This is a genomic window from Streptomyces sp. 378 (assembly GCF_030124145.1).
Classification (GTDB): Bacteria; Actinomycetota; Actinomycetes; order Streptomycetales; family Streptomycetaceae; genus Streptomyces.
On the sequence record NZ_JASKMS010000018.1, the window covers coordinates 69,249 to 93,169 of the forward strand.

General features: G+C 70.1%; 20 protein-coding genes. 10 read left to right on the forward strand and 10 right to left on the reverse strand.

The genetic code is table 11. The features are described 5' to 3' along the window. Nucleotides 1-147 precede the first annotated feature (147 nt). The 4 genes from QNO09_RS23595 to QNO09_RS23610 form a co-directional block, all read right to left on the reverse strand. Nucleotides 148-1,041 (reverse strand): LysR family transcriptional regulator, encoded by an 894-nt coding sequence (locus QNO09_RS23595; RefSeq protein WP_283972240.1) that lies wholly within the window; start codon nt 1,039-1,041, stop codon nt 148-150. Between the two features lie 194 nt (nt 1,042-1,235). Next, the gene (locus QNO09_RS23600; RefSeq protein WP_283972241.1) at nt 1,236-2,525 is read right to left on the reverse strand and encodes a cystathionine gamma-lyase; all 1,290 of its coding nucleotides are present in this window, start codon (nt 2,523-2,525) and stop codon (nt 1,236-1,238) included. Next, on the reverse strand, nt 2,522-3,013 hold the full coding sequence (locus QNO09_RS23605) for a low molecular weight protein-tyrosine-phosphatase (protein ID WP_283972242.1): 492 nt from the start codon (nt 3,011-3,013) through the stop codon (nt 2,522-2,524). The genes QNO09_RS23600 and QNO09_RS23605 overlap by 4 nt, the downstream gene beginning before the upstream one ends. Nucleotides 3,014-3,018: 5 nt before the next feature. Then, a complete protein-coding gene (locus tag QNO09_RS23610) occupies nt 3,019-3,396 on the reverse strand; it encodes a phage holin family protein (RefSeq protein ID WP_283972243.1) in 378 nt (125 codons plus the stop codon). 60 nt (nt 3,397-3,456) lie between these two features. Between QNO09_RS23610 and QNO09_RS23615 the strand changes: the two genes are divergently transcribed. The 4 genes from QNO09_RS23615 to QNO09_RS23630 all read left to right on the forward strand — a co-directional run bounded on the left by QNO09_RS23615 (nt 3,457) and on the right by QNO09_RS23630 (nt 5,740). Beyond that, nucleotides 3,457-3,774: a cupin domain-containing protein gene (locus QNO09_RS23615; protein WP_283972244.1), complete on the forward strand. Its 318-nt coding sequence runs from the start codon at nt 3,457-3,459 to the stop codon at nt 3,772-3,774. A gap of 165 nt (nt 3,775-3,939) precedes the next feature. Then, on the forward strand, nt 3,940-4,152 hold the full coding sequence (locus tag QNO09_RS23620) for a DUF5326 family protein (RefSeq protein ID WP_020271174.1): 213 nt from the start codon (nt 3,940-3,942) through the stop codon (nt 4,150-4,152). Nucleotides 4,153-4,472: 320 nt separating this feature from the next. Continuing rightward, nucleotides 4,473-5,207 (forward strand): IclR family transcriptional regulator, encoded by a 735-nt coding sequence (locus tag QNO09_RS23625; RefSeq protein WP_283972335.1) that lies wholly within the window; start codon nt 4,473-4,475, stop codon nt 5,205-5,207. Nucleotides 5,208-5,305: 98 nt separating this feature from the next. Next, a complete protein-coding gene (locus QNO09_RS23630) occupies nt 5,306-5,740 on the forward strand; it encodes an SsgA family sporulation/cell division regulator (protein ID WP_283972245.1) in 435 nt (144 codons plus the stop codon). Between the two features lie 348 nt (nt 5,741-6,088). On the opposite strand, the gene QNO09_RS23635 is transcribed toward QNO09_RS23630, so the two are convergent. Then, a complete protein-coding gene (locus QNO09_RS23635; RefSeq protein ID WP_349636983.1) occupies nt 6,089-7,294 on the reverse strand; it encodes a YibE/F family protein in 1,206 nt (401 codons plus the stop codon). A gap of 932 nt (nt 7,295-8,226) precedes the next feature. Here QNO09_RS23635 and thiC point away from each other — a divergent pair. Beyond that, the gene (thiC, locus tag QNO09_RS23640) at nt 8,227-10,011 is read left to right on the forward strand and encodes a phosphomethylpyrimidine synthase ThiC (protein WP_283972246.1); all 1,785 of its coding nucleotides are present in this window, start codon (nt 8,227-8,229) and stop codon (nt 10,009-10,011) included. Between the two features lie 74 nt (nt 10,012-10,085). Here thiC and QNO09_RS23645 read toward each other — a convergent pair whose 3' ends face one another. The 3 genes from QNO09_RS23645 to QNO09_RS23655 all read right to left on the reverse strand — a co-directional run bounded on the left by QNO09_RS23645 (nt 10,086) and on the right by QNO09_RS23655 (nt 13,661). Beyond that, a complete protein-coding gene (locus tag QNO09_RS23645) occupies nt 10,086-10,949 on the reverse strand; it encodes a hypothetical protein (protein ID WP_283972247.1) in 864 nt (287 codons plus the stop codon). A gap of 183 nt (nt 10,950-11,132) precedes the next feature. After that, the gene (locus tag QNO09_RS23650; RefSeq protein WP_283972248.1) at nt 11,133-12,224 is read right to left on the reverse strand and encodes a metallophosphoesterase; all 1,092 of its coding nucleotides are present in this window, start codon (nt 12,222-12,224) and stop codon (nt 11,133-11,135) included. A gap of 324 nt (nt 12,225-12,548) precedes the next feature. Then, nucleotides 12,549-13,661, reverse strand: coding sequence for a LacI family DNA-binding transcriptional regulator (locus QNO09_RS23655; RefSeq protein ID WP_283972249.1), 1,113 nt, complete (start codon nt 13,659-13,661; stop codon nt 12,549-12,551). Between the two features lie 431 nt (nt 13,662-14,092). On the opposite strand from QNO09_RS23655, the gene hisC reads away from it, so the two are divergent. Then, nucleotides 14,093-15,172 (forward strand): histidinol-phosphate transaminase, encoded by a 1,080-nt coding sequence (gene hisC / locus QNO09_RS23660; RefSeq protein WP_283972250.1) that lies wholly within the window; start codon nt 14,093-14,095, stop codon nt 15,170-15,172. A gap of 14 nt (nt 15,173-15,186) precedes the next feature. On the opposite strand, the gene QNO09_RS23665 is transcribed toward hisC, so the two are convergent. Next, nucleotides 15,187-15,579, reverse strand: coding sequence for a cyclophilin-like fold protein (locus QNO09_RS23665; protein WP_283972251.1), 393 nt, complete (start codon nt 15,577-15,579; stop codon nt 15,187-15,189). A 149-nt stretch (nt 15,580-15,728) separates the two neighbouring features. On the opposite strand from QNO09_RS23665, the gene QNO09_RS23670 reads away from it, so the two are divergent. The 4 genes from QNO09_RS23670 (at nt 15,729) to QNO09_RS23685 (ending at nt 22,920) form a co-directional block, all read left to right on the forward strand. Next, nucleotides 15,729-17,237 (forward strand): cytochrome ubiquinol oxidase subunit I, encoded by a 1,509-nt coding sequence (locus QNO09_RS23670; protein ID WP_283972252.1) that lies wholly within the window; start codon nt 15,729-15,731, stop codon nt 17,235-17,237. Between the two features lie 20 nt (nt 17,238-17,257). Next, nucleotides 17,258-18,262: a cytochrome d ubiquinol oxidase subunit II gene (gene cydB / locus QNO09_RS23675; RefSeq protein ID WP_283972253.1), complete on the forward strand. Its 1,005-nt coding sequence runs from the start codon at nt 17,258-17,260 to the stop codon at nt 18,260-18,262. Nucleotides 18,263-18,274: 12 nt separating this feature from the next. Beyond that, nucleotides 18,275-21,763 carry a thiol reductant ABC exporter subunit CydD gene (gene cydD, locus QNO09_RS23680; protein WP_283972254.1) on the forward strand — a complete coding sequence of 1,163 codons (3,489 nt, stop codon included), beginning with the start codon at nt 18,275-18,277 and terminating at the stop codon, nt 21,761-21,763. Between the two features lie 101 nt (nt 21,764-21,864). Next, nucleotides 21,865-22,920, forward strand: coding sequence for a M23 family metallopeptidase (locus QNO09_RS23685; RefSeq protein ID WP_283972255.1), 1,056 nt, complete (start codon nt 21,865-21,867; stop codon nt 22,918-22,920). A 19-nt stretch (nt 22,921-22,939) separates the two neighbouring features. On the opposite strand, the gene QNO09_RS23690 is transcribed toward QNO09_RS23685, so the two are convergent. Next, nucleotides 22,940-23,809, reverse strand: a complete 870-nt coding sequence (locus QNO09_RS23690; protein ID WP_283972256.1) for a Cof-type HAD-IIB family hydrolase — start codon at nt 23,807-23,809, stop codon at nt 22,940-22,942. Nucleotides 23,810-23,921: the final 112 nt, after the last annotated feature.

A 23,921-nucleotide genomic window follows, 5' to 3' on the forward strand; every position in this document is an offset into this window, starting at 1 on the left:
GTGAAACATCGCGAAACGTGACCACTCGAACCCTCAGAGTCAGACACCGTCCCGAGCGCCCCGGCACCCGCGCCATGGCGCCCGCCACCGCCCGTCGGGGCGCCCCGCAGCGCACCTCGGCACGGCCCGCGCGCGACCCCGAGCGCCTCAGCACCAGTCGGCCGCGGACCGCAGCAACCAGTCGTGCGCCCGCGCGACATGAGGCATGGCGAGCGTCCCGGTGCGGACCACGAGGAAATACGTTCGCAACGGCGGCACCGCAGGCTCGTACAGGGGCACGACATCGCCCCGCTCCAGCGCCGCCGCGCACAGATAGCGGGGCAGCACCGCCAGGCCCGCCCCCGCGGCCGCGCAGGCCAGGACCGCACGCAGGTCGGGAACGATGACGGTGCCCGGGGCGGCCGGGGGCGAGTCGAAGACAGAGGCCCAGTAGCGGGAGACGAAGGGCAGCGACTCGTGCACCTCCACCACGGGCACCTGCTTCAGGGCCGGTACCGGCTGCCCGGCGCCGGTCTCCTCGGCCCAGCGCGGGGCGGCGACCAGGACGTGCTCCTCGTCGCAGAGCGCGGTCGCCGTGAGCAGGGCGCCGCGCGGCTGGGCTGTACTGATGGCCAGATCATGATGCCCGGCGGAAAGCCCTTCCAGGGCTTCCTCGGCACTCCCGAACGAAGCGCGCAAGGCCAAGCCCTGACCGTCCTCGCCGGTGAGCTCAGTGAGGGCGGGCAGGGCTCGTTCGGCGGTGAACTCCGGAGGACCTGCGAGGTGCAGCGTCCGTAAGGAGGAGTCGTCGTCGAGGCCGGTCTCGGTGATCTCCACCAAGGCGTCGAGATGCGGTGCGGCCTTGTGGGCGAGTTCGTCGCCGATGCTCGTCGGGGTCACGCCGCGGGCCTGCCGCAGGAACAAGGGGCGACCCAGCTGCCGTTCCAGCGTCCGTATCTGCGAGGTGACGGCCGGCTGGGAGAGGCCGAGCAGGGCGGCGGCGCGAGTGAAGGAGCCGGCTCGGTGCACGGTCACGAAGGTCCGCAGCAAGGCCAGATCCACCGCGCAAGCTCCCCTCTTCGGCCCCGCTCATGCCCCCGGCCGCATTCAACTATAAATAAGTCGATAGGCCTCTGTCGCTACAGTGATTGGACACTGACAGACAGTCAACTAGCCTTGGTCACGCGGTTCTTGCGGGGGGAACCGGGGGACGGTCCGAGCCACGAGGGGGGAGGCTCGGACCGTCCATGGGGATGTCAGGCGGCCGACGCGTCCAGCGCACGCAGCACGTCCGCCACCAGGTCCTCGGGGTCCTCGGCACCGACCGACAGGCGGATGAAGCCCTCCGGCACCGCGTCCCCACCCCAGCGCCCGCGCCGCTCGGCCGTGGACCGCACTCCGCCGAAGCTCGTCGCGTCGTCCACGAGCCGCAGCGCATCCAGGAAGCGATCGGCACGCGCGCGCGTGGGCAGCGTGAACGACACCACGCACCCGAAGCGCCGCATCTGCCGCGCGGCGACCGCGTGCGAGGGGTCGTCGGGGAGCCCCGGGTAGCGCAAGCCCGACACCTCGGGCCGTTCACGCAGCGCCTCGGCGACCGTCAGGGCCGTTGTGCTCTGCCGGTCGACCCGCATCTGGAGCGTCGCGATCGAACGGTGTGCGAGCCAGGCTTCCATGGGTCCGGGGATCGCACCGACGATCTTGCGCCACCGGCGTACGGCGGCCATGGCCTCCGCGTCCCGGCCGACGACATAGCCCAGCAGGACGTCGCCGTGGCCGGTGAGCTGCTTGGTGCCGCTGGCCACCGCGAAATCGGCGCCGAGTTCCAGCGGACGCTGGCCGAGCGGCGTCGCGAGGGTGTTGTCGACGGCCACCAGGGCACCACGCGCGTGTGCCGCCTCGGCGAGCCGCCTGATGTCGCACACGTCCAGCCCGGGGTTCGACGGGGTCTCGATCCACAGCAGCTTCGCGCCGTCGAGGACGTCGAGCTGGGCGTCACCGCCGGTCGGCGCGGTGCGCACCTCGATGCCGTAGGACTCCAGCTGGGCGTGAACCAGCGGCAGCGCCTGATAGCCGTCGTCGGGCAGGACGCACACGTCACCGGTGCGCAGCTGGGAGAAGAGCACCGCTGAGATCGCGGCCATGCCGGAGGCGAAGACGAGCGTCTCCGCACCGTCCGGGCCGGGTGCCTCCAACTCGCCGACGGCGCGCTCGAGCAGTGTCCAGGTCGGGTTCTCGTCGCGGCCGTAGGTGTAGGGGCCGGTCGGGTCGCCCGGCAGGTGGAAGTGGGCGGCGAACACGGGACCGGGCAGGGTGGGCTCGTGCTTGACCGGCTCGGGCAGCCCGGCCCGCACCGCGCGCGTGCCGTCACCGGCGTCCGCGGCAGCGAGGCCTGCAGCACCCGTCACCTCGTCCACGGCGGCCGTGACGTCGTCCACGGCGCCCGCCGCTCGGCCCGCCGCGCCCGTCACCCGGCTCGCGGCATCCTTCACCCGGTCCGCGTCGCCCGTCGCCCGGTCCGCGTCACCCCTCGTGGAATCACTCATGCCGCCTGTCCTTCCACGTTCTCGCGTACTGCGGCGAGCAGCCCTGTGCTCGCCGCCTCCACCATCTCAAGGCACTCCTCGAAGCCGTCCATGCCCCCGTAGTAGGGGTCCGGTACGTCGAGGTCCTCGTCGGCGGCGGGATCGTACGAGCGCAGCAGTCGTACCTTCTGCGCGTCCTGTTCCGTGGGGGCGAGGCGGCGCAGAGCTCCGAGGTGGCCGGAGTCGAGGGCGATCACCAGATCGAGGCGGGAGAACCAGGACGGCTGGAACTGCCGGGCGGTGTGGCCGCCGGCGTAACCGTTGTCCTCCAGGACGGCCACCGTGCGCGGGTCGGCGCCGTCACCCTCGTGCCAGCCGCCGGTGCCGGCGCTGTCGGCCTCCACCAGCCCGTCGAGGCCGGCCTCCGCCACCCGCGCGCGGAAGACGATCTCAGCCATCGGGGAACGGCAGATGTTGCCCGTGCAGACGAAACAGACGCGGTAGGTCATGGTGCTCAGTCCCCGTCGGGCAGGACGACGTGCAGAGCCCAGGAGACGACCGAGATGATCAGACCGCCCAGGACGGCCGTCCAGAAGCCCTCCACGTGGAAGCTCAGGTCGAGCGTGTCCGCCAGCCACGAGGTGAGCAGCAGCATCAGCGCGTTGACGACCAGGGTGAACAGCCCGAGCGTCAGTATCAACACCGGAAGGCTGAGGAGCTTGACGACCGGCTTGACGAGGAAGTTCACCAGCCCGAAGAGCAGTGCCACGATGATCAGGGTGCCGACCTTCTTGCCCGTGCTGTCACCGGTCAGGGTGATCTTGTCGAGCAGCCATACGGCGACTGCCAGGGCACCCGCGTTGGCGATCGTCTTGACTACGAAATTCATCATGTGTCTGATCGTGGCAGACGTGATCGGACATGGGCACAAGAGGCAGGGGCGGGCAAGGCGATGAAGGCATTCCGGCTGGATGAACTGGAGGCGGAGCGCGCCGCCAACGACGGCGCCTACCTGCAGTTTCTGCGGGAGCAGAACATGTCGGTCGGCCTGTACGCCCTCGACGCGGGCGCGCAGGATCCACAGAAGCCGCACCATCAGGACGAGGTCTACTTCGTTGTGAGCGGCCGGGCCGCGATCACCGTCGGCCTGGAGACGACCCAGGTGGCGCGCGGTAGCGTGATCTACGTGCCGGCGGGCGTGACCCACAAGTTCCACCACATCACCGAGGACCTGAGGGTGCTGGTGGTCTTCTCTCCGCCCGAGAGGTGACGCACCGCCTCAGGGTTCCCTAGGGGATCGGTCAGGGGAGGACAAGGGGTGCGAGGCCCCCGCTCGACCCCTCCCCGGACCTAGCATCGAGTGCAGGACGTCAGAGACCCAGAAGGACCGACCGGACCCGGCACTCGAACGGGCGGAGAGGCAAGGACGAGGGCGATGCGAGAGATCTTCACGGGACTGCCGTGGTGGGTGAAGTGGATCGCGGTGCCGGTCATCGCCCTGGTCGTGTTCGGCGGACTGATCGCCAGCGTGGTCGGGTTCGTCATCGGACTGCTCTTCAAGGTGTTGGTCTTCGTGGCACTGGTCGGGGGACTGATCTACGTCGTACGGAAGTTCACATCGAGCTCCTCGTCGCGCAGCGACTGGTGAGACCGGTGGGAAACCGGTGGGGGTAGCGGGAAACGCCTGGAATCACCGGTTCCCTCGGGCGGGGGAAGTTTCCCGGCGAGGCCGTCTGCACGCGGTGGCAGACGAATAGAGTCCGGAACTCGACGCGGGGACTACCCCGCGAGCGGCATTCACCCCCACCCGTGTTCCTCCGCACGGTCTGCCCCCTCGCGCTTCGGGAGAGACCCTTGGTCCCGGCTGACACCGCACCCGTCCACCTCCACACCGTCCCCGCGCAGCCCCGCTCGGCGGCACCTCCCGGGCCACCGGCCCCCTCCGCACCCGCGCCTGCGCCGACCCTCATCGGATCCGTGCAGCGCGCGATGCGCCTGCTGGAGACCGTCGCCGTGCACGAGTACGGCGCCCCCGCCAAGCAACTGGCCCGTGAGACGGGGCTGGCGCTGCCCACGACCTATCACCTGCTGCGCACGCTCGTGCACGAGGGCTATCTGCGCCGCGACAAGGGTCTGTTCTTCCTCGGTGAGGCGGCGGAGCGGCTGAGCAGCAGCGGAGCGCGGCAGAAACGTCGCAGCACGGTGGTCGACGCACTCGCGCACTGGCGGGACGTCCTCGGCGTGCCCGTGTACTACGCGGTGTACCGCGAGGGCGAGATCGAGGTCAGGTGCGTCTCCGACACCCCGAACAACCCGGCCGTCGAGGAGTGGGCCGACTTCCGGGAGACCGGGCACGCGCACGCCGTCGGGCAGTGCCTGTTGTCCCAGCTGGACGAGGAGGCACGGCGTGACCACCTCGACCGCTACCCGGTACAGCCGCTCACGCCGTACACCGTGCGCGACAACCACAGCCTGCTGAGGCGTCTGGAGCGCATCCGGCGCATGGAACCGGTGATCGAGCGTCAGGAGTACGCCCTGGGCGCGGTCTGCGCCGCGATCCCGCTCACGCTCGGCACCACGGCAGCGACGATGGCCATTTCACTCCCCGCACACCAGGCCGATCGGTTGCTGCCTGCGGCCCGGCAGCTGCAGGCCGAGATCGGGCGCTCGCTCGGCTCGCTCGCCCTCTCTATCAGTATGTGAAAACTCACTCCTTGTGATCTGCTGTGTACGTTCAGCAAGATTCCACCAAGTGTCAGAGGTTCGTTCCCGGCCAGTCACGGCGAATGACGGGGTTATCGATGCGCGAGTCCGTGCAAGCAGAGGTCATGATGAGCTTTCTCGTGTCCGAGGAGCTCTCCTTCCGCATTCCGGTGGAGCTGCGCTATGAGTCCAGTGATCCCTATGCCGTCCGGCTGACGTTCCATTTGCCTGGTGATGCCCCCGTGACGTGGGCCTTTGGGCGGGAGTTGCTGATCGACGGGGTCGGCCGGCCGTGCGGGGAGGGCGATGTGCGGGTCACGCCCGTCGAACCCGACACGCTGGGCGAGGTGTTGATCAGGCTTCAGGTGGGCAGCGACCAGGCGTTGTTCCGGTCGTCGACGGCACCGCTCGTCGCTTTCCTCGACCGTACGGACAAGTTGGTGCCGCTGGGCCAGGAGGGCTCACTCGCCGACTTCGACGCTCACTTGGACGAGGCCCTGGACCGCATCCTGGCGGAGCAGAGTGCTGGTTGAGACATGGCCCGGCGGCACGGTGGAGGAACGCTTCACCGGATGCCGCCGAGCTGTGCAGGAACGCTTCTTCCTGCGATGGTCGTATGACCGGGCGATCTTCTCGCGGCAGGCGGACGCTTCCGCCGCCGGAGATGGTGCGGGCGGCTCCGGTGCGGGCGGCTCAGGCGCCGGAAGCGCGGGGACGCGGCTGTACCGCTGGAGGCGCGGGTAGGTGGCCGAGCCCGAGGCACCCGGGTGCGCAGACGCTGGGCGCCCGGCACGGGGCCTGAGCGCGGGGCGTCTTCCCCGCCACTGTCCGAGGCTTGCGCAGGACGCAGGCCCAGGCCACCTACGGCAGGCGCGGAGGCGTCAGCGCTTGCGGCGCCGGCCCTTCCCCCCGCGCGCCGGGACCGCTGCGGCCTCTGCGGCGGGCTCCGCTCCGGGGCGGTCGGCCGAGACCACCAGCGCCGCCAGGGCCGTGGTGACCGGCACCGAGGCGACCAGGCCGATCGAACCGATCAGCGTGCGCACGATCTCCTCCGCCACCAGCTCGCTGTTGGCGACCGTCCCCACACTGCTCTGCGCGATCGAGAACAGCAGCAGCAACGGCAGCGCCGCGCCCGCGTAGGCGAGGACGAGCGTGTTGACGACCGAGGCGATGTGGTCACGGCCGATCCGGATGCCCGCGCGGTAGAGCCCGCGCCAGCCCATCGACGGGTTGGCGTCATGCAGTTCCCAGACCGCCGAGGTCTGGGTGACCGTCACGTCGTCGAGTACGCCCAGCGAGCCGATGATGACGCCGGCCAGCAGCAGACCACTCATGTCGATCGTCGGATAGAGGCCGTGGATGAGCCCGGTGTTGTCGTCGGTGTTGCCGGTGAGCGCGGCCCAGTCGATGAACACCGAGCCCAGGATGCCGATGAGCAGCAGGGAGATGAGCGTGCCGAGCACCGCCACGGACGTCCGGGCGGACAGGCCGTGACACAGATACAGGGCGATGAGCATGATGGCGCTCGCACCCACCACCGCCACGATCAAGGGATTCGAGCCCTGCAGGATCGCCGGCAGGATGAAGAAGTTCAGCACCAGGAAGCTCATGGCCAGCGCCACCAGGGCCATGACACCCCGCAACCGCCCGACGACCACGACGGCGAGCGCGAAGATGCCCGCGAGCAGCCCCAAGGGCAGACGGCGGTTGATGTCGGTGACCGAGTACTGGAGGTCCTCCGGCGCAGAGGGCTCGTAGGCGACCACGACCTCCTGGCCCTCGTGCAACTGGCGGGACTGGTCCGGCTGGACGATCTCGGTGAACGTACGGCCCTTGTCGTTGCCGCTGTCCACCCGGATCGTGGCCCTCTTACAGGTGCCGTTCTCCTCCTGCACCGCCGAGGAACCCTCCGCGGTGGAGGTGTCGCCGGTCGGCGGAACGCCCGAGGCACCGGCCTCCTTGCAGCTCACCTCGACCACCTTGGTGACTGTGGCCTCCTGCGTCTGCCGGTCGAAGCCGACGCCGGTGCGCTCGTGCGGCGGGGCGCCGCCCGGCCACAACACGGCGAGACCGACCAGCACTGCCACGGCGAACGGGATCAGGACCGCCGCGATGACCTTGCGCAGATGCAGGGAAACGGGCGTCGCCGGGCCGTGGTTGTGACTATGGGAATGACCGTGGCCGCCACCCGGTGCGGAGCCGTGGCCGTGTCCGTCGCCCCCACCGTGTCCGTCGCCCCCACTGTGGTCGTCGCCCCCACCGTGTCCGTCGCCCCCACTGTGGTCGTCGCCCCCACCGTGGCCGTGCCCGTCACCTCTGCCGGACCCGGAACCGCGCCCGCCGCCGGAACCGGAGTCCTGTCCGCCGGTGGGGCCACCGTGGCCGCCGCCGGAAGAACCGGCACCAGGGCCGCCACCGGCGCCCGGCCCGTACTCTCCGCCGGGACGAGAACCGTACGGCCCGCCCGGACCCGAGTCGTATCCGCCTCCGGAGCCCGAGCCGTACTCGTCGCTGGAGTCCGATCCGTATCCGCCGCCGAAGCCAGAGCTGTATCCACCGCCCGAGCCGGAACCACGCGCACCGCCGCCTCCGGAACCGAAGCTCCCGCCGCGCCCGTAGCCAGACCCAGGGCCCTGTCTCTGAGCCTGCTCCTGCCGGGCCCCGGCGGCGCTGTCATGGCCGTCATTACGGCCGTTGCCGTTTCCGGCGCCGGATCCGGGGGGCGGTTCGGGCGGAGGGTAGGGGGGGCGCTGCGTCGTGGTCACCGACCGATCATCGCAAGAACGAGGGGGGCCCTCTGTTCACCGCGCCAGAATTGCCGCTAGCGTGGAGGCACCTTTTGTACACGCGGGAGCTCGGAGCACCGGGCTGAGAGGGCGCTGACCTCCGTCCCAGCGATGTTTCACATGAAACATCGCCGGAGTCGAGTGATGTTTCACACGGAACGTCGCCGGACGGAAGCCGCTGCGTCGACCGCCGAACCTGTTACCGGGTAATGCCGGCGTAGGGAGTAGGTCTCATGACCAGCAAGGACGCACGCACGCCTGCCTCCATTCAGGACGAGAAGTCCGAGGAGGCCGGGAAGTCCATCGGCTGGCACAAGGCGTATGTCGAGGGCTCTCGCCCAGACCTGCGCGTGCCGGTCCGTCAGGTGCACCTCACCAACGGCCAGTCGGTCACGCTGTACGACACGTCGGGCCCATACACCGATCCACTCGTCGACACCGACGTCCGCAGGGGCCTGTCGCCGCTGCGCGAGAACTGGATCATCGCCCGCGGCGACACCGAGGAGTACGCGGGCCGTCCTGTCCGTCCCGAGGACGACGGCATCAAGCACACCTCGCCCCGCGGCGGCCTCCGTAACCTGGACGCCGTCTTCCCCGGTCGGCCGCGTCAGCCCCGCCGGGGCAGGGAGGGGCAGGCGGTCACACAGCTCGCGTACGCCCGTCGCGGCGAGATCACGCCCGAGATGGAGTACGTGGCCATCCGGGAGAACGTGGCGCCCGAGGTCGTGCGGGACGAGATCGCCGCGGGCCGGGCCGTGCTGCCGGCCAACGTGAATCACCCGGAGATCGAGCCGATGATCATCGGCAAGCGGTTCCTGGTGAAGGTCAACGCCAACATCGGCAACTCGGCCGTGACGTCCTCCATCGAGGAGGAGGTCGAGAAGATGACCTGGGCGACCCGCTGGGGCGCCGACACGGTCATGGACCTGTCCACCGGCCGAAACATCCACACCACGCGCGAGTGGGTGCTGCGCAACTCCCCCGTCCCGATCGGCACCGTGCCGCTCTACCAGGCTCTGGAGAAGGTCGACGGCCGGGCCGAGGAGCTGACCTGGGAGATCTACAAGGACACGGTCGTCGAACAGGCCGAGCAGGGCGTGGACTACATGACGGTCCACGCGGGCGTGCGCCTGGCGTACGTGCCCCTGACGGCGAACCGCAAGACCGGCATCGTCTCCCGCGGCGGCTCGATCATGGCCGCCTGGTGCCTCGCGCACCACAAGGAGTCGTTCCTGTACGAGAACTTCGAGGAGCTCTGCGAGATCCTCGCCGCGTACGACGTCACGTACTCGCTCGGCGACGGTCTCAGGCCCGGATCGATCGCGGACGCCAACGACGAGGCGCAGTTCGCGGAGCTGCGCACGCTCGGGGAACTCAACCAGGTCGCGAAGCGTTTCAACGTGCAGACCATGATCGAGGGCCCGGGCCATGTCCCGATGCACAAGATCAAGGAGAACATCGACCTTCAGCAGGAGATCTGCGATGAAGCTCCGTTCTATACGCTCGGCCCGCTGACCACGGACGTCGCCCCGGCGTACGACCACATCACCTCCGGCATCGGTGCCGCGATGATCGCCTGGTGGGGCACGGCGATGCTCTGTTACGTCACGCCCAAGGAGCACCTGGGCCTGCCGAACCGCGATGACGTGAAGACCGGCGTCATCACCTACAAGATCGCCGCCCACGCAGCCGACCTCGCCAAGGGACACCCGGGTGCGCAGGAGTGGGACGACGCGCTGTCCGACGCCCGTTTCGAGTTCCGGTGGGAGGACCAGTTCAACCTGGCCCTCGACCCGGACACAGCACGGGAGTTCCACGACGAGACCCTGCCCGCAGAACCGGCCAAGACGGCCCACTTCTGCTCGATGTGCGGTCCCAAGTTCTGCAGCATGAAGATCTCGCAGGACATCCGCCGTGAACACGGCGGCACACGGACCGAGATCGAGGAGGGCATGGCCCTGAAGTCGAAGGAGTTCGCGGCGAGCGGGAACCGCGTGTACCTGCCGATCGCGGACTGACCGGCCGCGCACAGGCCCGGGGGCCGATGGTCCCCCGGCCTGTGGGAGGCGCCTGCTCGGACGGGAACCGACGGCTACTCCGGCTGGTGCTCCGGGCCTCCGAAGTCCGGGCTGGAGTAGTCCGGACTGCTGAAGCTGGGGCGCGAGCCGCGGTCGCCGTCGTCCGGACTGGTGAACCCCGGGCGGTCGTAGCCGAGGTGCGGCATGCGACTGACCGGGGTGGACGAGGGCGTGGGGTGCAGTGCGGCGGTCGAGCCGGGGTCGAGGAGTGCTTCGCGCAAGAAGGGCAGGATTCCGCGTTCCAGCAGCGCCTCGTGCCAGGCCGCTCTGGCCTGTGCCACCTCCCCCTGCAATTCGCCATACAGCCCGCTTTCGGCCGTGGGCTTGTTGCGCAGGGCGGTGAGCAGCAGTCCCACCGCGGCGACGAGGATCGCGACCGCGGTCAGGGCGCCGAACACCCAGCCCGTGGTGAGCATGGTCCGGGCAAACCCCTGCTCGGGGTCGAGCATCTGCAGGATGTAACCGACGAGTAGGAAGATCGCCGCCGCGGTGCCGGCCAGGACGGGTGCGAGGACGGCGACGACGGCCACGGCGCCCGCGCCGGCGGCGTCGGCGACTGCCATGCCGACGGCGAGTCCCGAGGCGCCCGCGTCCGGCTCGGCGGAATCGGACTCGTGCACGGCCGGCGAAGCGGACGACGCCGGCTGCCGCAGCTCGTCGCGGACCTTGACGTAGTGCTGGTACTCGGCCGACGCGGCGGCCGTGATGAGTGCGGTGGCGTTCAGCGCCATGGTGCGCAGCTGTTCGGGGTTGAGCCGCTGTCCGACAGCGGCCAGGTCGGGACGGTGTGGTGCGGAGCGCAGCGCCTCATCGAGGACCCGCTCGTATTCCTGGCGGTCCTCGCTCAGCAGGTGCTGCGGAACGCTGTTCATGTGCATCCCCCGATGCTCCGTAGGGCTTGGGGCTCGACATGCTGACGAGCCGTCGGGCAGAAACGGAGGGGAGCCTGCTACGGATAAGCCGATGGTAGAGCGGTGACGGTATGCGGTGACAGGGGGTTTACCGAAATTGGCCCCTCACCGGCAGCGGTCCTCCGGCCGGAGGCGCCTGCCGGTGAACGTTCACGTTTCCAGCGGCAGTTGCTGGACCAGCAGCTTTCCGGCCATGGTCACGCCGCCGTCCATCGCGATGGCGAGTCCGTCGGCGTAGACGTGCGGTCCCTCGATGACCGGGTCGCTGTTGTCCTCGTCGTCCTCGGCACCGACTTCGCCCAGCAGGTACGGGATCGGGCTGTGGCCGTGGACGATCCGGGTGCCTCCGTACGTATCGAGCAGGCGGCGCACGGCTTCCGCGCCCCCCTCGTCGCGGAAGGAGAACCGCTTGGTGAACTTGCGGAACAGGTCCCAGACCTCGTCCGCGTCGTTGCGGGTGATCGTCTCGCGGACGGTGTCGTTGACCTCTTCGATGGACCGGCCGTAGTCGAGGTAGGCGGTGGTGTCGGAGTGGACGAGCAGATGACCGTCGACCTCCTCGACGGCGTCCAGACGGGACATCCACTGCAGATGGTGGTCCTGCAGGCGGTCCATGTCGGTCTTCTGGCCGCCGTTGAGCAGCCAGGCCGCCTGGAAGGTGGCGGTGCCCGCGCCGGAGTTGACGGGGGTGTCGCCGAACCGCTTCGCGCCCAGCAGCAGCAGCTCGTGGTTGCCCATGAGCGCCTTGCAGTAGCCGCCGGCCGCGGCGGCCTCGGCGGACAGCCGCATCACCAGGTCGATGACGCCGATGCCGTCCGGGCCGCGGTCGGTGAAGTCACCGAGGAACCACAGCCGGGCGGTACCCGCGCACCAGTTGCCGGAGGCGTCGAGCAGGCCCTTCTCCTGGAGGGCCGACACCAGCTGGTCGAGGTAGCCGTGCACGTCGCCCACGACGTACAGCGGGCCTTGCCCGGTGCTGGCCTGCGGGGCGGCGGCGGTTTCGGGGTCCACGGTCACCTGGACAGTGTCACCCCGGTTGATGACGGGAAGGTCGCGCTGGGTCGGCGTGTATCCCTCGGGGTAGGTCTCCTCGGGCGGCGGGGCGACTTCCCCGGCGTGGGCGCTGGGGACGTACGGACCGGTCTCGTGGACGTACGCGGGCACCCGGAAGTCGCGCAACGTCGCCGTCCGCTCCACCTCGGGTCCCTGACCGGCCCCCTGAGTCATCGACCCCTCCACCATCGCGCCGCATTGCACCGCATCGGACTGCCTGGTCGTAGCGGCCCGCGGATGTCGTGGGCCCATCATAGGAATGCGGATCGCGCCATGTGATGACCCAGGGGTGGTGAATCAGAGCAAGCGTCCAGTTCACCGCGGCTTTCGCCCCGATTGAGCCGGGCTTTGACCACCGTGTGACCGTCCTCGCTCTTCTTCTCTTCGCGAGAACGATCCCTTCTCTCCGGGGGACCGGCCCTGTTTCTCCCCAGGAGGAGGATCTTCCCCTTACCCCCGCAGCAGGAGAAGCCCTCAGCCGGACGCCCCCTGCGAGGCGTCCCCCCGCTGGACCTAGGTTCCCTCGGGTGAGCGCGGCGGGCTGACCGTCGTGCGCGGCGGGCGTCGCTGGGACGAGGTGCGCACGATCAGCTCCGTCGGTAGCACCTGCTCCACCGGATGGTCGGATTCCACTCCCTCGATGGCATCGATGAGGAGCTGCACCACCGCCGTGCCGATACGGCGCGGCTTCAGGGAGAGCGTGGTGATGGGCGGTTCGGTGTTGGCGTACACCGTGGACTCGCTGCAGCAGACCAGCAGCAGGTCTTCCGGCACGCGCAGGCCGTAGCGGCGGGCGGCGGCGAGCAGGTCGGTGCCGTTCGGGTCGAACAGCCCGTAGACCGCGTCGGGCCGGTCGGGCCGGGCGAGGAGCCGGTCGGCGGCGACGGCGCCCGCGCACGGATCATGCGCGGGGTAGGCCTCGTACACCGGGTCCTGGCCGACGCGCTCGCACCAGCGCAGGTACGCGGTGGTCGACAGGTGGGTGTACGTGTCCGTCGTCGTGCCGGTCAGCAGGCCGATGCGGCGGGCGCCGGCATCGGCCAGGTGGTCGAGGATGCCGAGGACGCCGGCCTCGTGATCGTTGTCCACCCAGGCCGTGACCGGCAGCGAACCGGCAGGGCGGCCGTCGGAGACGACCGGCAGGCCCTGTCGTACGAGCTCGCTGACGACCGGGTCCTGGTCGGAGGGGTCGATGACGACCGTGCCGTCCAGGGCGACGTTCGACCACACGTCGTGGCGGGAGGTCGCGGGCAGGATGACGAGGGCGTAGCCGCGGGCGAGCGCGGCGGAGGTGGCGGCCCGCGCCATCTCGGCGAAGTACGCGAACTCGGTGAAGGTGAAAGGTTCATCCCCGTATGTGGTCACGGTCAGACCGATGAGGCCCGACTTGCCGGTACGGAGGGTCCGGGCGGCGGCCGAGGGCCGGTAGCCGAGCCGGTCGGCAACTTCCCGGACGTGGCGCCGGGTGGCGTCCGGGAGCCGACCCTTGCCGTTGAGGGCGTCGGAGACGGTCGTGATCGAGACTCCGGCGGCGGCGGCCACGTCTCTGATGCCGGCCCGACCCGGCCGATTGCCTCGCCGTGAGGTTTCCGCGCGGCTCACCTGGTGCTTCCCTGCTGCTGTCATGGCGAGCCGATAGTAGGGCTCATGCGGTGGGGTAGTGCGGACGCATATGCACGCGTTGGCAGGCACGTTTCTGCATGATCATTTGACGTCAATTGCCTTGGAAAACAAGGAGGTTGAGGGCTCCTATGGCAGTACGCGACGTGGTGGCGCACACGGGCCTGCCAAGTGGCCGATGTTGCGAAGAGGTCTCAACTCACCTGCACGGGGGATGCGCGCCACGGCGTGCACCACCGGCGCGTAGATATATGTGAGGCGCGCCCCCGGATTCGTACGCCTTGGTGCGGCGATGCCCCTGATGCCGGTGGGACCGAGGAGGCCGACGCCGTCCGGTCGGCCGTGGCTATACGCAGGGGCGCCGAATCCTCATAAGGTGAGGAGTATTGGATGTCGGCGGCGGTCATGGGCCGCCGGTCTTCACGAGGAGGACTGTGGTGAGCGAGACGAGCCCCAAGCTGCGCGCCGAGCTGGAGGGAATCCCCACCTACAAGCCGGGCAAGCCCGCCGCGGCAGGTGGCCCGGTGGCCTACAAGCTGTCCTCCAACGAGAACCCCTACCCGCCGCTGCCCGGCGTGATGGAGTCCGTGACCGCGGCGGCCTGCACCTTCAACCGCTACCCGGACATGGCCTGCACGGCGCTGATGAACGAGCTGTCCGAGCGGTTCGGTGTGCCTCTCACTCACCTGGCCACCGGCACCGGTTCGGTCGGCGTCGCTCAGCAGCTGATCCAGGCCACCTCCGGCCCGGGCGACGAGGTGATCTACGCCTGGAGGTCCTTCGAGGCGTACCCGATCATCACGCAGATCAGCGGCGCGACGTCGGTCCAGGTGCCGCTGACGTCGGGGGATGTGCACGACCTCGACGCGATGGCCGACGCGATCACCGACCGGACGCGGCTGATCTTCGTCTGCAACCCCAACAACCCGACCGGCACGGTGGTGCGGCGGGCGGAGCTGGAGCGCTTCCTCGACCGGGTCCCGAGGGACGTGCTGGTGGTTCTCGACGAGGCCTACCGCGAGTTCATCCGGGACCCCGAGGTGCCGGACGGCGTCGAGCTCTACCGGGAGCGGCCCAACGTCTGTGTTCTGCGGACCTTCTCCAAGGCGTACGGCCTCGCCGGCCTGCGCGTCGGATTCGCCATCGCTCATGAGCCGGTGGCCGCGGCGCTGCGCAAGACGGCGGTGCCGTTCGGCGTGAGCCAGCTCGCGCAGGAGGCGGCGATCGCCTCGCTGCGGGCCGAGGACGAACTGTTCGGCCGGGTCGGTTCGCTGGTGTGTGAGCGCGCGCGTGTGGTCGACGGACTGCGCTCTCAGGGCTGGACGGTGCCCGAGACCCAGGCCAACTTCGTATGGCTGCGGCTGGGGGAGCGCACGGTCCCGTTCGCGGAGGTGTGTGAGCAGGCGGGGGTGGTCATCCGGCCGTTCCCGGGCGAGGGTGTGCGGGTGACGGTCGGGGAAGCCGAGGCGAACGACATCTTCCTGAAGGCGGCGGAAGGGTTCCGTAAGGACCTGTAGGACCCGGAGCCAGGTCAGGCGTCCAGGAATTCCACACGCACAGGGTCGCCGTCCCGCACGGTCGCGAGCAACCCGGGATCGCCGTCGAGGCGGCCCAGGACATTGCACGGGCTCGCGAGACGGCACTCGTCGCCCTGTGAGATCGGTGTGGGGCCGTACGGCAGGGCGAGGGCGTCACCGTCGGTCCAGAAGGCGACAGTGCCCGGTTCGGCGACGTCCTGGGCGCCTGTTTCACGTGAAACCGCCAGGCCCGTATCGACATACACCTCCTGGCCCCAGGTGCGGGCGGCGGAGACGAGCGGCAGTGCCTTGGCGAGAGCCTGGCTGGTCGGGGTGTCGTCGAGGGTTGCGATGAGATGCCCCGCCGGCCAGAAGATCCGTATTCGTAGCGATGTCGGTGCCTGCATGCCGCAGATTCAACAATATGTTGAAGTTCCGGCCAAGGGGTTGACTGTGACGGGGGAGACAGGGGACCCCCTCCAGCGCTCGAAAGTGCGTGCTGCATAATGGCTTGTGAATGTGAACGCTTTCACAAGCGTAGGTAAGGAGCGGCGACGTGGACCTGGCTCTGGCGCCGGAGACCCTGGCGCGATGGCAGTTCGGCATCACCACCGTCTACCACTTTCTGTTCGTCCCCCTGACGATCTCGCTGGCCGCGCTCACGGCCGGTCTGCAGACGGCCTGGGTGCGGACGGAGAAGGAGAAGTACCTCCAGGCGACGAAGTTCTGGGGCAAGCTTTTCTTGATCAACATTGCGATGGGGGTGGTCACCGGCATCGTGCAGGAGTTCCAGTTCGGCATGAACTGGTCGGACTACTCCCGTTTCGTCGGTGATGTCTTCGGTGCGCCGCTGGCCTTCGAGGCACTGATCGCCTTCTTCTTCGAGTCGACCTTCATCGGCCTGTGGATCTTCGGCTGGGACAAGCTGCCCAAGAAGATCCACCTGGCCTGCATATGGATGGTCTCGATCGGCACCATCCTCTCGGCGTACTTCATCCTCGCGGCCAACTCCTGGATGCAGCATCCGGTCGGCTACCGGATCAACGAGGCGAAGGGCCGGGCCGAGCTCACCGACTTCTGGCTGGTGCTCACTCAGAACACCGCACTCGCCCAGGTCTTCCACACGCTCACCGCGGCCTTCCTGACCGGCGGCGCCTTCATGGTCGGCATCGCCGCCTTCCACCTGGTCCGCAAGAAGCACGTCCCGGTGATGAAGACGTCGCTGCGGCTGGGCCTCGTCACCGTAGTCATCGGCGGTCTCCTCACCGCGATCAGCGGCGATGTGCTCGGCAAGATCATGTACCAGCAGCAGCCGATGAAGATGGCCGCGGCCGAGGCGCTGTGGGACGGCGAGAAGCCGGCCCCCTTCTCGGTCTTCGCCATCGGCGACGTCGACAAGGGCCACAACAAGGTCGCCATCGAGATCCCCGGCCTGCTCTCCTTCCTCGCGAAGGACGACTTCACCTCGTACGTGCCCGGCATCAACGACGTCAACAAGGCCGAGCAGGAGAAGTACGGACCCGGCGACTACCGCCCCAACATCCCCGTCGCCTACTGGGGTTTCCGGTGGATGATCGGCTTCGGTATGACGTCGTTCGCCATCGGCCTGGCCGGTCTGTGGCTGACCCGCAAGAAGTTCCTGCTGCCACAGCACCTGAGGGTGGGCGACGACGAAGTGCCGCATCTCGTGCTGCTGCCGAACAAGGCGCTCGGTCCGACCCTCACCAAGTGGTACTGGCGCATCGCGATCCTCACCCTGGGCTTCCCGCTGATCGCCAGCTCCTGGGGCTGGATCTTCACCGAGATGGGCCGCCAGCCGTGGGTCGTCTACGGCCTGTTCAAGACGCGTGACGCGGTCTCCCCCGGTGTCTCCCAGGCCGAGGTCATCACCTCGATGGTCGTCTTCACCACGCTGTACGCGATCCTCGCCGTCGTCGAGGTCAAGCTGCTGGTCAAGTACGCCAAGGCAGGCCCCCCGGAGCTCACCGAGGCCGACCTCAACCCGCCCACGAAGATCGGCGGCGACTCCCGTGACGCCGACAAGCCGATGGCCTTCTCGTACTAGGCCGAGGGAGCTGCACAGTCATGGAACTGCACGACGTCTGGTTCGTCCTGATCGCCGTCCTGTGGACCGGCTACTTCTTCCTGGAGGGCTTCGACTTCGGGGTCGGCGTGCTCACGAAGCTGCTCGCCCGCGAACGGCCTGAGAAGCGGGTGCTGATCAACACCATCGGCCCCGTCTGGGACGGCAACGAGGTATGGCTGCTCTCCGCGGGCGGCGCGACCTTCGCCGCCTTCCCCGAGTGGTACGCCACGCTCTTCTCCGGCTTCTACCTGCCCCTGCTGCTCATCCTGGTCTGCCTGATCGTCCGCGGTGTGGCCTTCGAGTACCGCGTGAAGCGGACCGAGGAGAACTGGCAGCGCAACTGGGAGACGGCGATCTTCTGGACCTCGCTGCTGCCCGCGTTCCTGTGGGGTGTGGCCTTCGGCAACATCGTGCGGGGCGTGAAGATCGACCAGGACTTCAACTACGCCGGCGGCGTCCTGGATCTGCTCAACCCTTACGCACTGCTGGGCGGTTTGGTGACGCTGGCGCTGTTCACCTTCCACGGGACGGTGTTCGTCGGCCTCAAGACCGTCGGGGAGATCCGCGAGCGGGCGCGGAAGCTGGCGCTGCGTGTCGGACTGGTCACCGCCCTGCTGGCGCTCGCCTTCCTGCTGTGGACGCAGGCCGACCGGGGCGACGGTGCGTCGTTCGTCGCGATGGTCGCGGCCGTGGCATCGCTCCTCGTGGCCCTGGTCGCGGCACGGGCCGGGCGTGAGGGCTGGGCGTTCGCCCTGTCGGGGCTCACCATCGTGGCCACGGTGGCGATGCTCTTCCTGACGCTGTTCCCGAACGTCATGCCGTCGACGCTGAACCCGGACTGGAGCCTGACGGTCACCAACGCCTCGTCCAGCCCGTACACACTGAAGATCATGACCTGGTGTGCCGGGATCGCCACCCCGATCGTCCTGCTCTACCAGGGCTGGACGTACTGGGTGTTCCGCAAGCGGATCGGTACCCAGCACATCGCCGAGACCGTGCACTGAGGTGTGTTTCACGTGAAACCAATCGATCCGCGCCTGCTTCGGTACGCCCGTGCCACCCGGGGCTTCCTGGTGGCGGTCGTCGCCCTGGGGGCGGTGGGCGCGGGCCTGGTCATCGCCCAGGCAATGCTCATCGCCGAGGTGGTGGTCGGCGCGTTCCAGCACCGCATGTCGGTGTCCGAACTCGGCACTCCCCTGCTGCTGTTGGCCGCCGTCGCGGTCGGCCGGGCGCTGATCGGCTGGCTCACCGAGCTCGCCGCGCACCGGGCGAGCGCGGCGGTGAAGTCCGAGTTGCGGGGCCGGCTGCTGGAGCGTGCGGCTGATCTCGGTCCGGGCCGGCCGGGCGGGCAGCGGACCGGTTCGTTGGTAGCCCTGGCCACCCGGGGTGTCGACGCCCTCGACGACTACTTCTCCCGGTACCTGCCGCAGCTGGGTCTCGCGGTGGTCGTGCCGGTGGCGGTGCTGGCGCGGATCGTCACCGAGGACTGGGTCTCCGCGGCCATCATCGTGGGCACCCTGCCCCTCATCCCGGTCTTCATGGTGCTGATCGGCTGGGCCACCCAGGCCCGGATGGACCGTCAGTGGCGACTGCTGTCACAGCTGTCCGGGCACTTCCTGGACGTGGTCGCGGGGCTGCCGACGCTCAAGGTGTTCGGGCGGGCCAAGGCGCAGGCCGAGTCGATCCGGCGGATCACCGGCGAGTACCGGCGGGCGACCATGCGGACGCTGCGGATCGCCTTCATCTCCTCGTTCGCGCTGGAACTGCTCGCGACGATCTCAGTGGCGCTGGTCGCCGTGACGATCGGCATGCGGCTGGTGCACGGGGAGATGGACCTGTACATCGGCCTGGTCATCCTGATCCTCGCCCCCGAGGCGTATCTGCCGTTGCGGCAGGTCGGGGCGCAGTACCACGCGGCGGCGGAGGGGCTCGCCGCCGCCGAGGAGATCTTCGAGGTCCTGGAGACGCCCGCTCCGGCGTCCGGCTCCGGGGCCGTGCCGGAGGGGGCGCTGTCCTTCGAGGGCGTGACCGTCCGGTACCCGGGGCGGTCGGTGGACGCCGTCTCGAACGTGTCCTTCAGTGTCGAGCCCGGTGAGACGGTCGCGCTGGTCGGTCCGAGCGGCGCCGGCAAGTCGACGCTGCTGAGCGTCCTGCTGGGGTTCGTGCGCCCGGCCGAGGGGCGGGTGCGGATCGGGGGAGTCGACCTCACCGGCGCCGACCTGGAGCAATGGCGTTCCCGGATCGCGTGGGTGCCGCAGCGACCGCATCTGTACGCCGGGACGATCGCCGAGAACGTACGCCTGGCACGGCCCGACGCCGACGACGACGCCGTACGGCGGGCGCTGCGGGACGCCGGGGCACTGGAGTTCGTCGACGCGCTGGCCGGGGGTGTGGACACCGTGCTCGGCGAGGACGGCGCCGGGCTGTCCGCGGGGCAGCGGCAGCGGCTCGCGCTGGCCCGGGCGTTCCTCGCGGACCGGCCCGTGCTGCTGCTCGACGAGCCGACGGCGGCACTGGACGGAGGCACGGAGGCCGAGGTCGTCGCGGCGGTGCGGCGCCTCGCGGTCGGCCGGACCGTGTTGCTGGTGGTGCACCGGCCGGCGCTGCTGGAGATCGCGGACCGGGTCGTGCGGCTGGCGGAGCACCGGACCCCGATTGCCTTGCCCGACGCGCCCGCCGCGGCCCGGGAAACCGACACGCGGTCCGGCGAGTCCGAGCAGCCCACCCCGGCCGAGCCCGTCGAGACATCGGCTTCGGGCGGGGTCCTGGCCCGCGTGCGCGCCCTGTCCGGTGCCCGGCGCGGTCGTCTCGTACTGGCCCTGCTGCTCGGGAGCCTCGCCCTGGGGAGTGCCGTGGGGCTCATGGCCACCTCCGGGTGGCTGATCTCGCGGGCCTCGCAGCAACCGCCCGTGCTGTATCTGATGATGGCCGTCACGGCGACGCGGGCGTTCGGGATCGGGCGAGCCGTCTTCCGCTACGCCGAGCGGCTGGTGTCACACGATGCCGTGCTGCGGATGCTGGCGGACACCCGGGTCGCCGTGTTCCGCAGGCTGGAGCGGCTGGCGCCGGCCGGGCTGCACCGGTCCCGCCGCGGCGATCTGCTCTCCCGGCTGGTCGCGGACGTGGACGCGCTGCAGGACTACTGGCTGCGGTGGCTGCTGCCGGCCGGGGCGGCCGTCGTCGTGTCGGCCGCGTCCGTCGGCTTCACGGCCTGGCTGCTGCCCGAGGCGGGGGCGGTGCTCGCGGCCGGGCTCCTGGCGGCGGGGGTCGGTGTACCGCTGATCACCGGCGCGGTGGCCCGGCGGGCGGAACACCGGCTGGCACCCGCACGCGGGGCGCTCGCGACGCGGGTGGCCGATCTGCTCACCGGTACCGCAGAACTGACGGTCGCCGGTGCCCTGCCCACGCGGACCGCCCAGGCTCGCGAGGCCGACGGGGTGCTCACCCGCATCGCCTCACGCGCCGCCACCGCCACGGCCCTCGGCGACGGTCTCACCGCGCTGATCTCCGGCCTGACCGTCACAGCCGCCGCCCTGGCCGGAGCGCAGGCGGTCGCCGCCGGGCGGCTGGACGGCGTGGCCATGGCCGTCGTCGTCCTGACCCCGCTCGCCGCCTTCGAGGCCGTGCTCGGACTGCCGCTCGCCGTGCGGTACCGGCAGCGCGTGCACCGGAGCGCGCAGCGGGTCTACGAGGTGCTGGACGCCCCGGAGCCGGTGCGGGAGCCGGAGCGGCCGCGGCAGGCGCCCGCGTCGCCGTTCCCGCTCGTCGTCGCGGGGCTGACCGCGCGGCACGCCGGGCAGGAGCGGGACGCGCTCGCCGGGATCGACCTGACCCTCGAGAAGGGCCGTCGGATCGCCGTGGTCGGACCCTCCGGCTCCGGCAAGACGACACTGGCACAGGTCCTGCTCCGGTTCCTCGACCCGGACGCGGGCTCGTACACGCTGGCGGGCGTGGACGCGTACGCGCTGCACAGTGACGACGTTCGAGGGCTCGTCGGGCTGTGTGCGCAGGACGCGCACCTCTTCGACAGCTCGCTGCGCGAGAACCTGCTGCTCGCCAGGAAGGACGCCACCGAGGACCGGCTGCGCGAGTCGCTGGGCCGGGCCCGGCTGCTGGACTGGGCCGACAGCCTGCCCGATGGGCTCGACACGCTTGTCGGCGAGCATGGAGCACGGCTGTCCGGAGGGCAGCGGCAGCGGCTGGCGCTGGCCCGGGCACTCCTCGCCGACTTCCCCGTCCTGGTGCTCGACGAGCCCGCCGAGCACCTCGACCTGCCGACCGCCGACGCGCTCACCGCCGATCTGCTGGCCGCCACCGAGGGGCGTACGACGCTGCTGATCACGCACCGGCTGGCCGGGCTCGAAGCGGTCGACGAGGTGATCGTGCTCGACCGGGGACGGGTGGTGCAGCGCGGGCCGTACGCCGAGCTGGTGGCCGCGGACGGGCCGTTGCGGGGGATGGCGCAGCGGGAGGCGGCGGCGGAGTCGCTGGTGGGGGCGCGGTAGCGGTCGGGAACAGCACGCACTGGGCCGTTCGGCGCAGCCGTTCCCCCAGCCGTACGACGTGAATAGGGCCGGGTCGGCCGGATTGGGCGACGATCGCTGACATGCGCTCATATCGCCGTCATCGGCTGGTCGTTCCGGTCCTGCTGTGCGCGCTGGCCTTGCTCGCCGCCCGGCCGGCGACGGCGCCCGAGGAACCCGGAAACGGCACGGACACGGGCCTCAGCGCCGAGGTGGCGCGACTGTACGAGGAAGCCGCGGTGGCGACGCAGCAGTACGAGGCCGGCCGCGCGGAGGCCGAGGAACAGCGGGGTGAGGCCCAGCGGGCGGAGGCGCTCCTGGACGCGCAGCGGCGGCACATCGCCGTGCTGCAGGAGGATTTGGGCCGCATCGCCCGGGCCCAGTACCGCAGCAGCGGCGGCCTGCCGGTGGCGGCGCACATGATTCTCGCCGGGAGCCCCGACGGCCTGATGCGAGGTCAGCACGCCTTCGCCCAGGCGGACCTCGCCGTGAACAACGCGATCTCCAAGAACCGGCGTGCCGAGGCCCGGCTGGCGGCGGACGAGGCCAAGGCCGCGGCCCGGTGGCAGGCGCTGGAGAAGCGCAACGCGCAACTCGCCGGTCTCAAGGCGGACATCGAGCAGAAGCTGGAGTCGGCCCGTGTTCGGCTCCAGGGGCAGGCGGACGCCGCGGTGTCCGCCGGGGCGTGCCGCGGAGCGGTCCGGCTGGATCAGCCGGAGAAGGGCTTCAGCGACGGCGACTGGGTCGCGCCGGTCGAGACGTACGAACTCTCCGCCTCCTACGGCAGCGGTGGCGCGCGCTGGTCGCACCGGCACACCGGGCAGGACTTCGCGGTGCCGATCGGCACACCGGTGCGGGCCGTGGGGACGGGCCGGGTGGTGAGGGTGTCCTGCGGGGGCGCCTTCGGCATCGAGATCGTGCTCAAGCACGCAGGGGGCTACTACACGCAGTACGCCCATCTGGCGTCCGTCGCGGTCGACCAGGGGGAGCTCGTCAGCCCGGGCCAGTGGATCGGCCAGTCGGGCACCACGGGCAACTCCACCGGGCCGCACCTGCACTTCGAGGCCCGGGTCACACCGGAGACGGGCTCGGCGGTGAACCCGGTGTCGTGGCTGGCGGCGCGCGGAGTGTCCCTCTGAGCCCCCCTGCCCCCGGCGGCTACGGCAGTTCCGCCAGCAACTCCTCGATCACGACCGCCACCCCGTCCTCGTTGTTCGCGACCGTCCGGCCCGAGGCGGCGGCGATCACGTCCGGGTGCGCGTTGCCCATCGCGTAGGACCGGCCCGCCCAGGTGAGCATCTCCACGTCGTTCGGCATGTCGCCGAAGGCGACGACCTGCTCGTGCGAGATGCCGCGCTCCGCACAGCACAGGGCGAGGGTGCTGGCCTTCGACACCCCCGGACCGCTGATCTCCAGGAGGGCGCTGGGGCTGGAGCGGGTGACGTTGGCGCGGTCGCCGATGGCGAGGCGGGCCAGGGTCAGGAAGGCGTCGGGGTCGATCTCGGGGTGATAGGCGAGGATCTTCAGCACCGACTCGCCGGCGGCCCGGTGGTCCGGGCCCAGCAGTTCCTCGGCCGGGGCGAGACTGTCCGGTATCTCCATGTGCAGCTTCGGGTACGCCGGCTCCTGGTAGAAGCCGTATGTCTGCTCCACCGCGTACACCGTGCCCGGCGCCGCGTCGCGCAGCAGCCGCACGGCGTCCAGGGCGTTCTCCCGGGCCAGTTCCCGCACCTTCACGAACCGGTGGGCGCCGGGTCCGCCGTGCAGGTCGACCACGGCGGCGCCGTTGCCGCAGATCGCCAGGCCGTGGCCGTGCACGTGGTCGCTGACGACGTCCATCCAGCGGGCCGGGCGGCCGGTCACGAAGAAGACCTCGATGCCCGCCCTCTCGGCTGCGGCGAGCGCGGCGACCGTACGCGGGGAGACCGACTTGTCGTCGCGCAGCAGGGTGCCGTCGAGGTCGGTGGCGATCAGCCGCGGCGGGAGGGTCTCGGCCGCGGTCTCGGGCTGTCGGGTCGCTGAGGTCACCCGGCCATTGTCCCGCACATGCCTGCACGTGCGTGTGGGGCTCCGCACAGGCGAGTGGATACCGCCCTCGCCAAGGACTCCTGCCGGGGACTCCCGGAGAGAGCCGACACTT

Bases quoted from the DNA above. Each gene is read 5' to 3' on its own strand.
- cydB (WP_283972253.1), top strand. From the start codon at position 17,258: ATGGAACTGCACGACGTCTGGTTCGTCCTGATCGCCGTCCTGTGGACC.
- QNO09_RS23600 (WP_283972241.1), bottom strand. From the start codon at position 2,525: ATGAGTGATTCCACGAGGGGTGACGCGGACCGGGCGACGGGCGACGCG.
- QNO09_RS23620 (WP_020271174.1), top strand. From the start codon at position 3,940: ATGCGAGAGATCTTCACGGGACTGCCGTGGTGGGTGAAGTGGATCGCG.
- QNO09_RS23665 (WP_283972251.1), bottom strand. From the start codon at position 15,579: ATGCAGGCACCGACATCGCTACGAATACGGATCTTCTGGCCGGCGGGG.
- QNO09_RS23605 (WP_283972242.1), bottom strand. From the start codon at position 3,013: ATGACCTACCGCGTCTGTTTCGTCTGCACGGGCAACATCTGCCGTTCC.
- QNO09_RS23610 (WP_283972243.1), bottom strand. From the start codon at position 3,396: ATGATGAATTTCGTAGTCAAGACGATCGCCAACGCGGGTGCCCTGGCA.
- QNO09_RS23685 (WP_283972255.1), top strand. From the start codon at position 21,865: ATGCGCTCATATCGCCGTCATCGGCTGGTCGTTCCGGTCCTGCTGTGC.
- QNO09_RS23615 (WP_283972244.1), top strand. From the start codon at position 3,457: ATGAAGGCATTCCGGCTGGATGAACTGGAGGCGGAGCGCGCCGCCAAC.
- QNO09_RS23645 (WP_283972247.1), bottom strand. From the start codon at position 10,949: ATGCACATGAACAGCGTTCCGCAGCACCTGCTGAGCGAGGACCGCCAG.
- thiC (WP_283972246.1), top strand. From the start codon at position 8,227: ATGACCAGCAAGGACGCACGCACGCCTGCCTCCATTCAGGACGAGAAG.
- QNO09_RS23630 (WP_283972245.1), top strand. From the start codon at position 5,306: ATGCGCGAGTCCGTGCAAGCAGAGGTCATGATGAGCTTTCTCGTGTCC.
- QNO09_RS23650 (WP_283972248.1), bottom strand. From the start codon at position 12,224: ATGGTGGAGGGGTCGATGACTCAGGGGGCCGGTCAGGGACCCGAGGTG.
- QNO09_RS23655 (WP_283972249.1), bottom strand. From the start codon at position 13,661: ATGACAGCAGCAGGGAAGCACCAGGTGAGCCGCGCGGAAACCTCACGG.